This window comes from Dechloromonas sp. TW-R-39-2, from assembly GCF_016864195.1.
In the GTDB taxonomy this organism is placed as follows: Bacteria; Pseudomonadota; Gammaproteobacteria; order Burkholderiales; family Rhodocyclaceae; genus Azonexus.
The window spans coordinates 1,884,113-1,898,139 of sequence record NZ_CP045202.1; the positions used below are offsets into that span (position 1 = coordinate 1,884,113).

11 protein-coding genes are annotated in these 14,027 nt (G+C 60.0%); 5 read left to right on the top strand and 6 right to left on the bottom strand.

The window, feature by feature from the left end:
• Positions 1–55: 55 nt before the first annotated feature.
• Positions 56–355 (bottom strand): DUF2502 domain-containing protein, encoded by a 300-nt coding sequence (locus tag GBK02_RS08900; protein ID WP_203466328.1) that lies wholly within the window; start codon positions 353–355, stop codon positions 56–58.
• Between the two features lie 106 nt (positions 356–461).
• On the opposite strand from GBK02_RS08900, the gene GBK02_RS08905 reads away from it, so the two are divergent.
• Together GBK02_RS08905 and GBK02_RS08910 are read left to right on the top strand one after the other, a co-directional pair.
• On the top strand, positions 462–1,244 hold the full coding sequence (locus GBK02_RS08905; RefSeq protein WP_203466329.1) for a DUF1684 domain-containing protein: 783 nt from the start codon (positions 462–464) through the stop codon (positions 1,242–1,244).
• Positions 1,237–2,463, top strand: a complete 1,227-nt coding sequence (locus tag GBK02_RS08910) for a threonine/serine exporter family protein (RefSeq protein WP_203466330.1) — start codon at positions 1,237–1,239, stop codon at positions 2,461–2,463. Before GBK02_RS08905 ends, GBK02_RS08910 begins: the two co-directional genes overlap by 8 nt.
• Here GBK02_RS08910 and GBK02_RS08915 read toward each other — a convergent pair.
• The 4 genes from GBK02_RS08915 to GBK02_RS08930 form a co-directional block, all read right to left on the bottom strand.
• Positions 2,460–5,543 (bottom strand): efflux RND transporter permease subunit, encoded by a 3,084-nt coding sequence (locus GBK02_RS08915; RefSeq protein WP_203466331.1) that lies wholly within the window; start codon positions 5,541–5,543, stop codon positions 2,460–2,462. The genes GBK02_RS08910 and GBK02_RS08915 overlap by 4 nt on opposite strands.
• Positions 5,544–5,553: 10 nt before the next feature.
• On the bottom strand, positions 5,554–6,750 hold the full coding sequence (locus GBK02_RS08920; RefSeq protein ID WP_203466332.1) for an efflux RND transporter periplasmic adaptor subunit: 1,197 nt from the start codon (positions 6,748–6,750) through the stop codon (positions 5,554–5,556).
• A 96-nt stretch (positions 6,751–6,846) separates the two neighbouring features.
• Positions 6,847–7,974 carry an aminotransferase class V-fold PLP-dependent enzyme gene (locus GBK02_RS08925; protein WP_203466333.1) on the bottom strand — a complete coding sequence of 376 codons (1,128 nt, stop codon included), beginning with the start codon at positions 7,972–7,974 and terminating at the stop codon, positions 6,847–6,849.
• A 38-nt stretch (positions 7,975–8,012) separates the two neighbouring features.
• Positions 8,013–8,663, bottom strand: a complete 651-nt coding sequence (locus tag GBK02_RS08930; protein ID WP_203466334.1) for a sigma-70 family RNA polymerase sigma factor — start codon at positions 8,661–8,663, stop codon at positions 8,013–8,015.
• Between the two features lie 224 nt (positions 8,664–8,887).
• Here GBK02_RS08930 and GBK02_RS08935 point away from each other — a divergent pair, with 224 nt between their 5' ends.
• From GBK02_RS08935 to GBK02_RS08945, 3 genes are all read left to right on the top strand, one after another.
• On the top strand, positions 8,888–9,121 hold the full coding sequence (locus tag GBK02_RS08935; protein ID WP_203466335.1) for a DUF3567 family protein: 234 nt from the start codon (positions 8,888–8,890) through the stop codon (positions 9,119–9,121).
• 49 nt (positions 9,122–9,170) lie between these two features.
• Positions 9,171–9,380, top strand: coding sequence for a DUF3460 family protein (locus GBK02_RS08940; protein WP_203466336.1), 210 nt, complete (start codon positions 9,171–9,173; stop codon positions 9,378–9,380).
• An 88-nt stretch (positions 9,381–9,468) separates the two neighbouring features.
• Complete coding sequence (locus GBK02_RS08945) at positions 9,469–11,232, top strand: tetratricopeptide repeat protein (protein WP_203466337.1); 1,764 nt, start codon at positions 9,469–9,471, stop codon at positions 11,230–11,232.
• Positions 11,233–11,294: 62 nt separating this feature from the next.
• Here the strand turns inward: GBK02_RS08945 and GBK02_RS08950 are convergent, their stop codons facing one another.
• The gene (locus tag GBK02_RS08950; protein ID WP_203466338.1) at positions 11,295–13,988 is read right to left on the bottom strand and encodes a bifunctional acetate--CoA ligase family protein/GNAT family N-acetyltransferase; all 2,694 of its coding nucleotides are present in this window, start codon (positions 13,986–13,988) and stop codon (positions 11,295–11,297) included.
• Positions 13,989–14,027: the final 39 nt, after the last annotated feature.

A 14,027-nucleotide genomic window follows, 5' to 3' on the forward strand; every position in this document is an offset into this window, starting at 1 on the left:
GGGCATAAAAATGGCGAGGCACGCAGCCTCGCCATTTTTCATGGTTCCGGGATGATCAGCAATTGCCTTTTTTAGCCTGTCCCGGCGGGCAGTGGCCGCCGCCCTGATGCGGTACGCCATTGTCGCCGCGCCCGGTATAGTACTTTTCCCCGCGCGGACCGTTATGGCGTTTCCAGTAATCCTGGTCGCGCCATTCGTAACCATCCCAGTAATGGCCCCGGTCATTACGGCTGCCAAAAGTCACGGTGACGCCGGGGGCCTGGACGCGAACATTGCCGAGATTGACGTTAACATCCACGGCGTTGGCTAAAAGCGGCGAAGCCGCCACGAGTATTGCGAAGAGCGTTTTTTTCATGGTCATTTCCTTTTCAAAGGCAGTGGTCAACCGACTGGTAAGCAAATAACGCGTGATTGTCCGAACGGGCAACAAAGAGATTGTAAAAGAATGTGGAAAGAACCGAATGTTGAATGATCTGAAAGCCTGGCAAGCGCAGCGCCATGCTGAATTGAGTGCGCCGGACAGCTGGCTGGGGATGATTGGCTTGTTCTGGTTGAGTCCGGGCGCCAATCAAGTCGGTTGTCACGAGGGCGCGGCGATCCAGCTACCTGATGGCCCGGAGAAGCTCGGCGATGTCATCTGGCAAGGCGATACATTACTTTGGCAGCCGGTGGTTGGCGCGGCGCAGTCTTTGCGGACCGATTTGGCGGGGCCGCCGAGCGTGATCGATCATCAAAATCTGTCTTTTTTTGTCGTCGACCGCGACGGCCAACTGGCTGTTCGTCTGCGCGACCGCACCTGGGCGGCAAGCCGGCCATTTGGTGGTCTGGCTTATTTCGACGAAGACCCGGCGTGGCGCATCACGGCTGACTGGCTTGAGCTTTCTCCGCCGCTCGACATGGCCGTGCCGAATGTCAGCGGTGACCTCCTGCCGGTCACCGTGACGCACAAGGCCGTATTTCTCGTTGCTGGTCAGCCGGTCGAACTATTGCCGATGTCGGTTGGCGAGCAGGAGGTTTTCTTCGTTTTTCGCGACCGGACGAGCGGCAAGTCGAGCTACGGCGCCGGTCGCTTCCTGAAAACGAAGCCTGCGGTCGACGGGAAAATCTGCCTCGATTTCAACTATGCCTACAACCCGCCGTGTGCCTTTACGGCATTTGCCACATGCCCCTTGCCGCCGGCCGAGAATTGGCTGGGCTTTCCAGTGGCCGCCGGGGAACAGAAGCCGGTGGATCGGCATGACTGACAATCTCGATCAACTGGTCCGCTTTCTCCGGCCTTTGGCCGAGGCGATGCATCTCAGCGGCATGCCGGCGCACGATCTGGAACGCAAACTGAATGCCATCGGGCAGCGTCTTGGCGTGCGGATCGAGAGTTTCGCCGTGTTGACGATGCTCACCCTCAATATTGTCAATCCTGCCGGCGAGCGGCATACCGAGATGATCCGCTTGCCCGGCTACGACTACAACATGGCCCGGCTGATCGCGCTTGAAGCCTTGATTGACGATCTTTCCAGCCTTAATGCGCTGGATGATTATGCGACCCGGCTCAATGCCATCATGGCCGCTCCTCCCTTGTGGCGCGGCTGGCCGTTTGTCGTTTTCGGCTTTTTGCTCTCGGCTTCGGTCGCTGTGCTGTTGCGCGGCGGCTGGGTCGAGGTGGTCTGCGGTGGCCTGGTCGGCATGATTTTCGTTGCCGCCTACCAGTCGCTGGCACGGACGCCACGCCTCGGGCCGGCCGCGCCGGTGATTCTCTGTCTGCTTGCCGCTTTCTGCGCCCAGGCTTTGAGTCTGGTTTTTCCCGGTCAGGCAACATTCATAACGGCGGTTGCTGGCGTCGTTCTGTTGCTGCCCGGGTTTACGCTGACCATCGCGCTTTCCGAACTGGCAACACAGAATTTGCTGGCCGGCACCGGCCGCTTGGTCGGCGCCTTCGTCCTGCTCTTCATGATGGGGGCGGGTTTGGCCATCGGTACGCAAATTGGCCAGCAGTTGCTGCCGCTGGTGCCGGCGGGCAGTCCGCTGCCACTGCCGGCCTGGGTGATCTGGCCGGCCATTGCCGCGCTTGGCGTGTCGCTGCTCGGGGTGCTCCAGGCGCCGTTTCGCGCCGTGCATGTCTCGGTTGCCGCCTGCTTGCTGGCCTGGGCTGTCTATAGCCTGGTCAGCAGCCTGCTGGGCAACGTGGTCGGTGCCTTTGTCAGCGCGCTGAGTGTCGCGCTGGCCGGCCATTTGTATCACTATTTTTCGGGGCAACCGGGGATTCTTGTCCAGATTCCCGGCCTGATTACGCTGGTTCCCGGCAGCATGGGCTTCCGCGGCATCAACGCCCTGATGGGCCATGACAGCGCCAGCGGCATTGGCTTGATTACCGAAATGCTGCTGACCGGCGCTGTCCTGGCTGTTGGCTTGCTGCTCGCCGACAACGTGGCCCCCTTGTTGTTCGGGGCGCGCGAAAGGAAAAACTAGGCCGCTTGCTCGGCCAGGCTGTCTTTCGCGGTAAACCGGTCGAGATAGAGGTAAACCACCGGCGTCAGATAGAGCGTCAGCAGTTGCGACAACATCAGTCCGCCGACCACAGCCAGACCAAGCGGTTGGCGGACTTCGGCCCCGGCGCCGATGCCGAGGGCAATCGGCAAGGTGCCGACCAGTGCCGCCATGGTGGTCATCATGATCGGCCGGAAACGGACAATGCTGGCCTGGAAGATGGCATCGGCCGGGGCGACGCCTTCCTTGCGCTGCTTTTCGAGCGCGAAGTCGATCATCATGATGGCGTTTTTCTTGACGATGCCGATCAGCATGATGACGCCGACGAAGGCGTAAAGGCTGAGGTCGACCTTGAAGATGAGCAGCGTGATCAGCGCCCCCAGGCCGGCCGAGGGCAGGCCGGAGAGAATGGTCAGCGGGTGGATGAAGCTCTCGTAGAGGATGCCGAGCACCAGATAGACGACCAGCACGGCGACGAGCAGCAGCATGCCGAGGCCTTGCAGCGATGACTGGAAAGCTTGCGCCGTGCCTTGCAGGCTGGTGCTGAGCGAGACCGGGACGCGGATTTCCTGTTCCATCGCCTTGATCTTGTCGACCGCGTCGCCGAGCGAAACGCCGGGCATCAGGTTGAACGAGATCGTTACCGAGGGCAGTTGGCCCTGGTGATTGACCGTCAGCGCCTGGGTTTTCTTGTTGAAGCGGGCAACCGTATCGAGCGGGATCAGCTTGCCGCCGCTACCGCGTACATAGAGTCGGGACAAGGCTTCGGGATCGGCCTGGAACTCCGGTGCAACTTCGAGAATCACCTGGTATTGCGCGGTGCTGCCGTAGATCGTCGATACCTGGCGGGCGCTGAAGGCACTCTGCAAGGCATCCTCGACCTGGCCGAAAGTCAGGCCGAGCGAGGCCAGTTTGTCGCGGTCGATATCCAGCCCGACGACCGGGCTCATGTTGTTCAGATTGTTGGTGACATCGACGAAGCCCGGCATCTGGCGGATTTTCTGGGTCAGTGTCGCGGTCCACTGGTACAACTCGTCAAGATCGGTGTCCTGCAAGGTGTACTGATACTGCGCCGCGGTAATCTGCCCGCCAATACGGATCACCGGCGGATTCTGCATATACACCTTGATACCCGGCACGGCGGCCAGTTTGGGGCGCAGGCGCTGGATGATCTGGTCCGGCGTCGAGTTCCGTTCATGGCGCGGCTTGAGAATCATGAATACGGTGCCGGTGTTGGCGGTCGGGCGGATGCCGCCAGCCCCGACGGCCGACATGAAGGAAGCGATGTCCGGCTCCTGGGCGACGATCTCGGCAACCGCGCGCTGATGCTCGACCATCGACTTGAACGAGGCGTCCTGTGCGCCTTCAGTGAAGGCGATGATCTGGCCCGAGTCGCCGCTCGGCAGGAAATCCTTGGGAACCAGTGTGAACAGGTAGGCGGTCAGCGCCAGTGTGGCGAAAAAGCTGGCCAGAATGGTGCGTGGATGGCGCATCGCCAGGCTTAATGTCTTTTCGTAGGTGCTGAGCAGGGCGTCGAAGAAGCGCTCGAACATCTGGAACACCTTGCCGTGCGAATCGGGCTCGGCATGCTTGACGTAACGGCTGCACAACATCGGCGTCAGGGTCAGCGAGACAAATCCGGAAACCAGAATGGCGACGCAGATGGTCACGGCGAATTCGTGTAGCAGGCGACCGACGATGCCCTGCATGAAAAGCACCGGAATGAAAACGGCAATCAGCGAGATGGTCATCGAGATGATCGTGAAACCGATTTCCCTGGCGCCCTTGATTGCCGCTTCGAACGGCGTTTCGCCGGCTTCGACGTGACGCACGATGTTTTCCAGCATGACGATGGCGTCATCGACGACGAAGCCGACCGACAGGGTCAGGGCGAGCAGCGAAAGATTGTCCAGGCTGTAGCCGAGCGCCGACATGGCGGCGAAGGTGCCGACCACCGAAATCGGCAGTGCCAGGCTGGGGATCACGGTGGCCGAGAGATTACGCAGGAAGAGCAGGATGACCATGATGACCAGGAAGCCGGAGAGGACGAGCGTGAATTGCACGTCTTCGATCGAATCACGGATCGAATGGCTGCGGTCGAACAGGACTTTCATGTCAACGGCAGCCGGCAGCTTGGCCTGGAAGGAGGGCAGGATGCGCTTGATGGCATCGACCGTTTCAATCGTGTTGGCGCCCGGCTGGCGCTGGATGGCGAGCACGATGGCGCGCTTGTCGATGTGCCAGCTGGCGATTTTGGCGTTTTCCACGGCGTCGACCGCGCTGGCCACGTCTTCAAGGCGAACCGGGGCGCCATTGCGCCAGGTGACGATCAGCGGGCGATAGGCGGCGGCGGAAGAGAGCTGGCCGTTGTCTTTCAGGGCGAAGGTTTGACGCTGGCCGTCGAGCTGGCCGACTGGCTGGTTGACGTTGTTCTGGGCAATCGCCTGCTGCAGTTCATCGATCCCGACGCCGCGCGCAGCGAGCTGGTCGGGGTTGGCCTGAATCCGTACGGCAAATTTCTGCGAGCCGTAGATCTGCACCTGGGCAACGCCGGGAACGGTTGACAGGCGTTGCGCCAGCTGGGTTTCGGCGTATTCGTGCACCAGCGACAGCGGCAGGGTCGGCGACGACATCGCGATGTAGAAAATCGGCGAATCGGCCGGATTGACCTTGCGGAAGGACGGTGGCGTCGGCATGTTCGGCGGCAGCTTGCGCAGCGCGGCGGAAATGGCCGATTGCACATCCTGGGCTGCGGCGTCGATGTTGCGGTCGAGCGAAAACTGCAGCGTGATCGTCGCCGAGCCTTGGGCGCTGGTCGAGGTCATCGAGTCGAGGCCGGCAATCGTCGAGAACTGGCCTTCAAGCGGCGTTGCTACCGCGGCGGCCATGGTTTCCGGTGAGGCGCCGGGTAGGCTGGCGCTGACCGAAATGGTCGGGAAATCGACTGCCGGCAATTCCGAAACCGGCAGCGAACGGTAGCCGATCAGGCCGAAAATGAGCAGGGCGACCATCATCAGCGTGGTCATCACCGGCCGGCGGATGCAGAGTTCAGGCAAATTCATCGGGCAACCTTCAGCGTGCGCTCGGGGCCGGGCTGGAGGCGGGTGTCGGTGCTGCTGCCGGCGTGGCCGGGCTGGCTGCTTCAGCCGTTTTTTCCTGCCGTGCCTTGATTGTTGCACCCGGTGTCAGGCGGAGCTGGCCATCGGTAACCACCTTGTCCCCGGCGGCGATGCCCTGGGTAATGGCCGACATGCCCTGATAGGTCGAGATGACCTCGATTTTTCGTACCTCGGCCGTATTGTCCGGTTTGACGACGTAGAGGAAATTGCCCTCGGCGCCTTGCTGGATGGCTTCGTTCGGGATCAATACCGCGTCGGCCAGCTTGTCGAGTGTCATGCCGACATTGAGAAACTGACCCGGCGTCAGTTTGCCGTCCTTGTTGTCCAGGATGGCTTTCATCAAAATCGTGCCATTCGCGGCGTCGACCGCGTTATCGATGAATTTGGCGGTGCCTTCCAGCTTTTGTTCCTTGTTACCGGGCAAGTTGACCTGTACCTTCATCGGTCCCTGACTCATCGCCAGGCGCAGTTTGGGCAGCAGCTTTTCGGGTACCGAAAAAGTGACATAGAGCGGATTGACCCGATTGACCACAGCCAGCGCCGTGTCGTTGGTCTTGACTGATGAACCGGGGAAGACGAGGCGGGCACCGATGACGCCGGAGAAGGGCGCGCGGATGGTGGCATATGAGAGTTGCAGGCGAGCCAGTTCGAGCGCTGCCTTGTCGGCTTGTACGGTGGCCGCTGCCGCTGCCTCGCTGGTGCGAATTTCGTTGACCTTTTCATCGGAGACGAATCCCTTGGCTTTGAGGGCCAGGTAGCGTTCGACATCGGCATGGGCTTTGCTCAACTGGGCCTGATCCTTGGCCAGCAGGGCTTCGGCTTGCATCGCCTTGGCATTGAAATCGGCCGGGTCGAGCCGGATCAGGACATCGCCCTGCTTGACTTGCTGGCCTTCGGTATAGGCCACGGAGAGTACCTGGCCATCGATTCGTGATTTGAGCGTGACGCCTTCGTAGGCTTCGGCGCGACCCACTGTGCCGAACAGGATAGGCATTTCGCCGGTCTGTGCCGTTGCAACTGCGACCGGAACTGGGGCGGCGACTTTGGGCTGGGGGGTCGAGTTGGCCTTGGAGGTATTCGCGTACCAATATCCGCCGCCAGCCAGCGCTGCAATTGCCGTTGCCAATACCAGTCTGCTTGAATTTTTCATGTCAGTGCGTTGCGTCAAGAATGTTTTACCGTGTTGCCGATCCGGTCGAAAATAGGGTGAATTTGCGAGTCGACCGCAATCTTCACCCCGTGTGCCTCAGCCCAGTTGGTCGAGGGCCTGGGCCAGCGAAGCGACCGTGCGTTCCGGGTTGTGCAGTTTGTCCAGCCCGAACAGGCCGATGCGGAAGGTCCGGAAATCGGCGGGTTCATCGCATTGCAGCGGTACGCCGGCGGCAGTCTGCAGGCCGATGTTGAGGAATTTCTTGCACGACTGGATATCAGCGTCGCTGGTGTAGCTGACGACGACCCCTGGCGCCTGGAAACCTGCTGCGGCAACGCTGGGGAAGCCGCGGCTTTCGAGCAGGGCGCGTACCTGGCGGCCGAGTTCGTGTTGTTCGGCACAAACCTTGTCAAAGCCATAGGCTTCGGTTTCGAGCATCACGTCGCGCATCGTCGCCAGCGCATCGGTCGGCATCGTGGCGTGATAGGCGTGGCCGCCGTTCTCGAAGGCTTCCATGATCTGCAGCCATTTCTTCAGGTCGCAGGCAAAGCTGCTGCTCGTCGTTGTTTCTATCCTGGTGCGGGCGCGTTCGCCGAGCATGACCAGCGCGCAGCACGGCGAGCCGCTCCAGCCTTTCTGCGGTGCACTGATCAGCACATCGACCCCGTTGGCCTGCATGTCGACCCAGACTGTGCCGGAGGCGATGCAATCGAGCACAAAAAGGCCGTCGACCGCGCGAACCGCTGCGCTGACGGCTTGCAGGTAATTGTCGGGCAGCATCATGCCGGAGGCGGTTTCGACGTGCGGAGCAAAGACCACGGCCGGCTTTTCCCGGCGAATGGTCGCGACGACTTCGTCGATCGGCGCGGGTGCGAACGGTGCCTGACTGCCGCTGCCGGTCTGGCGGGCCTTGAGTACGATGCTTTCAGCCGGAATCCGGCCCATGTCGAAAATCTGCGTCCAACGGAAGCTGAACCAGCCATTGCGGATGACCATGACTTTCTGGTCGGTGGCGAACTGGCGGGCAACTGCTTCCATGCCGAAGGTGCCGCTGCCAGGCACGACGATGGCCGCCTGGGCGTTGTAAACCTTTTTCAAGATCCGCGAAATGTCTTTCATGACGCCCTGGAAGCGCTGCGACATGTGGTTGAGTGCGCGGTCGGTGTAGACCACCGAGTACTCAAGCAAGCCTTGGGGATCGGGTTGGGGTAGAAGTGACGGCATGGTTTGTCTCCGCTGTTGGCTGTTTTGATGTGAAAAAGTCAGGCAATGGCCTTGAGGATTTCCTGGCGAACCTGGTGCAGGATTTGCGAAACGCGTCCGCTCGACAACTCGAAGCGGTGTGCGACTTCGCTGTGTTTTTCGCCATGCAGTTCGCAGGCAATGAAAATGGTTCGATCGCGGACCGGCGTCTGTTGCAGTTGATCGACGGCGCGGCGCAACAACTGGTTGGCTTCGGCCCGTTGCTCAGGCCCGGGCTGCGGGTCGGCCACGCTGAATTCATCCGGTGACTCATCACCAATATTCAACGCAGGCCGCCAGGCCATATTGAGCATTTCATCGGCTCTGGCAAGCTCTTCAGGCGAGACTTCGCGTCCCTCGGTAACCGCCTGGCGTGTTTGCTTGGCCTTGTCGTATTCGTGTCGCGACATGCCGCCCACGGCGCGGTAGCCGTCAATGATTGCCCCGCGAATATTGATCCCGGCGAATTTGGCGAACTGGGCTTCGCCGGCATCGAGACGGTTCGAACGAATCGCCCGCAGCAAGCCGATCATGCCATCCTGAATGACGTCGCTTTGATCGAGAAAGGCCGGCTTCATCTGGTTGAGTGCCGATGCGACGCGCTTGACCAGCGGCATGTATTTTTCGAGCAGCACGCGTTCATCCATCGTGTCCGGCGGACGATGGTTCAAGTCATCAGGTGAGTTGGAACTCGGCTTGATCAAAGCGGTGCGCTGTCAGGTGTTTTCAGTCAAGAAGGCATTATGCGTGAAAAGTTCAAAATTGCTGTCGTGCAGCCGCCTTTCGCTGTATTCCGACGGTGCGGGAAAAGCATTTTTCCTGATCATTGGCGCTACAGAATTCGTGGCGGGTGACGTAGATACACTCAGGCAAGTCGCCATCATGGAGGTGTGTGATGAACGTCATTTACAGCAGTGCCCACTTCTGGATTCTGGCCTACCCGGCGCAACAGGGTTTTGAACTATTCGACAAGGAAGCGTTGCGAACTCTGTACTTGCAGGGACCATTGGCCTGGCACTTCAGGCATGCGATGGAAGAAATCCCTGAAGCATCGCGTGACGAAGAAACCATCGATGCCTTTCTCGATCATTACTGCACCGGCATGGCACGCCCCATCGTCTTCCACTGACGTGCTAGAATCGCGGAATTGTCTCGATCAGCTTGAGGAAAGCAGCCAAATGGGTGACGTAAATACGAGCTACGTGTCTGATCACACGAAGTGGATGAACGAACAACTGGAAAAGAATCCGGCCTGGGTTGAAGATCAAAAGGCCGGGCGCGCTCTGTGGTGGGACAAAAAACAGGATGTCGATACCTCGACGCGCAATGCCGCTTCCAAGGTGCCGCAGAAGTCTTACCCGTACGATGTGAATTTTTTCGGCGAATAAAAACCGCCCACGAAATTCCAGGACAGAAAGCCAGTCGATTGACTGGCTTTTTTGTTGTCGAAAATATTCCGGATTCCCAGGAAAAAAATTGGCAGATAAAAACTCGCTGTTCAACGAGGCACAGGCACTTGCCGCCGCCGGACGCTGGCTAGACGCGGTTGAATTATGGCAACGGGTCATCGCACTCGGTAGCCGCGACCCGCAGGCTTACCGCAATCTCGGTTTGTCGCTGGCTCAGGCCGGCCAGTGGTCGCAGGCGATCGAAGCTTATGCGACGGCCCATGAATACGGTCTTGCGACCGATGAGTTGTATGTTGGTTTGGGCCTGGTTTTTTCGCTGCGCAATCAATTCGATATCGCCCAGGAAAATCTAGAAACCGCGCTGCGCTGCAATCCGGAAAATCTCGCTGCCTGGAGCAATCTGATCGTTGCCTATGCCCGTCAAGGGCAATGGCAGAAAAGCCAGGCCGCAGCCAATCATCTGCTCGGTCTGCAGCCGGATAGTCCAGCCGCATTGAGTGCGCTGGCTTCGGCTCATGGCTTGAATGGCGAGGCGGATAGTGCCATTCGGCTTTTCAGGCAGGTGCTGGCCGGTTCGCCGCATCGGATCGACGATGCATCCAACCTGCTCTGGGCCATGTTGCACTCCGATCGTGTCAGTGCGCAGGATATCCTGGCCGAGGCGCGTGCTTTCGAGGCTAGGCTGCCTCCGGCAGAAGCGCTGCCACAGCCCCTTACGGCTCGATCAAATAAATTGCGCATCGGTTGGGTGAGTGCCGATTTGCGCCGACACCCGGTTGGTCTCTTCGTGATTCCGATGCTGGCGTGCTTCGATGCCAATCGCTGCGAGCACTTCGTCTATGACAATGCGACATTGCCCGATGCCTTTTCCGAACAGGCAAAAACGCAGGTTCGTGCCTGGCATGCGATTGCCGCCTTGGGCGACGATGCGGTCGCCGCACTGATTCGCCAGGATGGCATCGATATTCTGATCGATCTTTCCGGTCACACCGCCGGTAACCGCTTGCCTCTTTTCGCGCGCAGGCCGGCGCCGGTCCAGATCAGTTGGCTGGGTTCGACAGGAACGACGGGTATCCGGGCGATGGATTACATCCTGGCCCCTTCCGACCCCGTGCTGTTGCGTGGTGAATGGTGCAGCGAACAAGCCGTGGCGGTCGATTTGCCGGGTTGCCACTGCGTGCGCGAAGCAAGCCAGGTTTTTGCGGGGGATAGCTCGCAGCATCCTTTTGAGCAGAATGGTCGAATCAGCTTCGGCAGCCTGAATAATTTCCGCAAGGTCAGTCCAGGCTGCGTCGCGGCCTGGTCGCGGATTCTGCACCGTGTGCCTGATTCGCGTCTGTTTCTTGCGGTCAACAGTCAGGATGAGCGTTATTTCGATATTGTGAACCAGCGTTTTGCCGAGCATGGCATCGCGAGCGAACGTCTGCACATACTGGCCAATATTTCATCCGAGGAATATCACGCCCGTTTCCGCGACATCGATATCGCGCTGGACCCCTTTCCCTGCAATGGGGGAACCACCACCTTCGATACGCTTTTTGCCGGTGTGCCGCTGATTTGCCTGGCCGGTGACGCGCTGCATTCACGGATGAGCGCGACTATTGTCAGCCCGCTGGGTCTTGATGAACTGATCGCCGATTCGATTGACGACTATGTCGACAAAGCGGTTCGTCTGGCTGAATCGACGTCGGCACTGAAAGCGATGCGACAGTCCTTGCCGGTACGAGTCCGGCAAAGTCCATTGACCGATCTGCCCGGTTTCGCCCGGGCCCTGGAAAATCTGCTGCATCAACTGCACGCCGCAGGCAGCCGCCAGGATGCTGCTGTCTGAGCCTTGAAAATGAAAAAGCCCGATGAATTTCATCGGGCTTTTGGGGCTTCCTACCTTCCTGTTTAGCCGGTCAGCGGCTTGACGACGCGCTTGACGGCAGTGTCGTCCGGGTGCGGATGGATGGTAAAGCCAAGGCTGGTCATCAGGCGGAACATCTTGCTGTTGGTCGACAAGACATCACCGACCACGGCACGATAACCCTTCATTCGGGCACATTCGATCAGCGCCGTCATCAGCTTGCGGCCGACGCCGCACTTCTGCCAGCCATCGCCGACGGCCAGCGCGAATTCGACCGATTCGCCATCCGGATTGACGACGTAGCGGGCGACGCCCATTTGCTGTTCCTTGCCATCTTCGTCCGGCAGCGTGGCCACCAGCGCCATTTCGCGGTCATAGTCGATCTGCGTGAAGCGGACCAGCATCGTCTGGGTCAGTTCGCGCAAGGTATCCATGAAGCGGTAGTAGCGCGATTCGTCGGACATGTTCTTGACGAATTCCTGCTCCATGTCGGCATCTTCCGGACGGATCGGGCGGATGGTGACGACCTTGCCGTCGTTCATCTGCCATTCCTGGATCAGGTGCACCGGGTAGGGATAGATCGACATGTGGGCGTAGCGGTCGCCACTGGCGCCGGCGGCATGGTCGATGACGATACGGGCATCGGCAGCGATGGCCCCGTTTTCATCGACGATCAGCGGGTTCAGGTCGAGCTCCATGATCCACGGCAGTTCGCAGACCATTTCCGAGATGCAAAGCAGGACTTCCTTGATCGCTTCGCGGTCGACCGGCGGCATGTTGTGGAATTGGTCGAGGATTTTCGACGCACGCGTCGAGTCGATCAGATCCTTGGCCAGGAATTTGTTCAGCGGCGGCAGGGCAACCGAGCGGTCGCTGAAAATTTCGACGTCGAAACCGCCGGCACCGAAAGTGATGACCGGCCCGAAGATCGGGTCGCGGAAAACGCCGATCATCAGTTCGCGGCCATTCGGGCGGGACAGGAAGGGTTCGATCGAAACGCCGTTGATCTTGGCATTCGGATGGCGCTTGCTGACCGTGTCGATGATGTCGTGGTAGGCATTGCGCACAGCCGGCGCATTGACGATGTTGAGACGCACGCCGCCGGCATCGGACTTGTGTGGCAGGTCCGGGGAGTCGACCTTCATCGCAATTGGGAAACCGATCTGCTCGGCCAGCAGCAGGGCTTCGGTCGCCGTGCGGGCCACCATGGTCTGCGCCACTGGTACCTTGAAGGCGCGCAGGATGGCCTTGGACTCCATTTCGGAAAGCACCTTGCGGCGCTCGGCGAGCAGGGCCTCGATCAGCATCTTGGCGCCTTCGGCTTCCGGACGGCCGTGCTGGCGGGTCGGCTCCGGCGTTTGCAGCAGCAGCTTCTGGTTGCGGTAATACTTGGAGATGTGGTGGAACAGCTCAATGGCCGTTTCCGGCATGCGGAAGGCCGGGATGCCGGCATCTTCGAGCAGTTTGCGGGCCGCAGCGACTTGCTCTTCGCCCATCCAGCAGCAGATCAGCGAACGATTCAGCTTGTCGGCGACTTCGATGATCGCCTTGGCGACTTCCATCGGTTCGGTCATGGCCTGCGGCGAGAGCATGACTAGCGTGCTGTCGACGCCAGGGTCCTGAGTCACGGCGAGAATGGTTTCGCGATAACGCTCCGGCGTTGCATCGCCGGCGATGTCGATCGGGTTGCTGTGCGACCAGGTGTTGGGCAGAACCTTGTTCAGCGCCGCCATGGTCTCGTTCGACAACTGGGCCAGCGGAATACCAAGGTCGCCGGCGCGGTCGGCTGCCATCGCACCCGGTCCACCACCATTGGTGATGATCGCCAGGCGATTGCCCTGCGGACGGAATTTCGAGGCCAGTGCCTTGGCGGCGTAGAACAGTTGGCCGACGTTCTGGACGCGGACCACGCCGGCACGGCGCACGGCGGCATCGAATACGGTATCGGAGACGGCGGCCATGCCGGAGTGGGTGGCGGTGGCCATGGCGCCCGCTTCGTGGCGGCCAGCCTTGAGCAGGATGATCGGCTTGATGCGCGCGGCCGAGCGCAGGGCGCTCATGAAGCGGCGGGCGTTACGGATGCCTTCGACGTACATCAGGATGTAGTGCGTGCGGCTGTCGTAGATCAGGTAATCGAGAATTTCGCCAAAATCGACGTCGGCTGTCATGCCCAGCGAAATCACCGAGGAGAAACCGACCTGGTTGGCCTTGGCCCAGTCGAGTACGGCGGAGCACATGGCGCCGGACTGCGAGACGAGGGCGAGGTTGCCCGGGTTGGCGGTAATCTTGGTGAAGGTGGCGTTGAGGCCGAGTTCCGGGCGAATGATGCCGAGGCAGTTCGGGCCCAGGATGCGAACATTGTAGGAACGGGCAATTTCCAGCACCTTGCGTTCCAGCGCCGCACCGATGTGGCCGGCTTCAGAGAAGCCCGAGGCAATCACGATGGCGTTGCGTACGCCACTGCGGCCGCATTGTTCGATGATCTGTGGTACGGTTTGCGGGCGGGTGGCGATGATCGCCATTTCGACGCGGGCACCGATTTCCTCGATCGATTTGTAGGCCGGCTGACCCTGAATCGTTTCGTGCTTTGGATTGATCGCGTAGAGACGGCCTTTGTAACCCGAGCCGAGAATGTTTTTGAAAATGACGTTGCCAACCGAGTTTTCACGATCGGATGCGCCAATCACGGCGACCGATTTCGGTTCGAAAAGAGCAGTCAGATAGTGCTGTTCCAGCATGGTGAGCCCCTTGTTTAGGCTGTTATTGTGCAGTGCACA

What these genes read in the sequence shown, in the direction of transcription:
- GBK02_RS08900 (WP_203466328.1), bottom strand. Translation starts at nt 355, where the DNA reads ATGAAAAAAACGCTCTTCGCAATACTCGTGGCGGCTTCGCCGCTTTTA.
- GBK02_RS08905 (WP_203466329.1), top strand. Translation starts at nt 462, where the DNA reads ATGTTGAATGATCTGAAAGCCTGGCAAGCGCAGCGCCATGCTGAATTG.
- GBK02_RS08910 (WP_203466330.1), top strand. Translation starts at nt 1,237, where the DNA reads ATGACTGACAATCTCGATCAACTGGTCCGCTTTCTCCGGCCTTTGGCC.
- GBK02_RS08915 (WP_203466331.1), bottom strand. Translation starts at nt 5,543, where the DNA reads ATGAATTTGCCTGAACTCTGCATCCGCCGGCCGGTGATGACCACGCTG.
- GBK02_RS08920 (WP_203466332.1), bottom strand. Translation starts at nt 6,750, where the DNA reads ATGAAAAATTCAAGCAGACTGGTATTGGCAACGGCAATTGCAGCGCTG.
- GBK02_RS08925 (WP_203466333.1), bottom strand. Translation starts at nt 7,974, where the DNA reads ATGCCGTCACTTCTACCCCAACCCGATCCCCAAGGCTTGCTTGAGTAC.
- GBK02_RS08935 (WP_203466335.1), top strand. Translation starts at nt 8,888, where the DNA reads ATGAACGTCATTTACAGCAGTGCCCACTTCTGGATTCTGGCCTACCCG.
- GBK02_RS08940 (WP_203466336.1), top strand. Translation starts at nt 9,171, where the DNA reads ATGGGTGACGTAAATACGAGCTACGTGTCTGATCACACGAAGTGGATG.
- GBK02_RS08950 (WP_203466338.1), bottom strand. Translation starts at nt 13,988, where the DNA reads ATGCTGGAACAGCACTATCTGACTGCTCTTTTCGAACCGAAATCGGTC.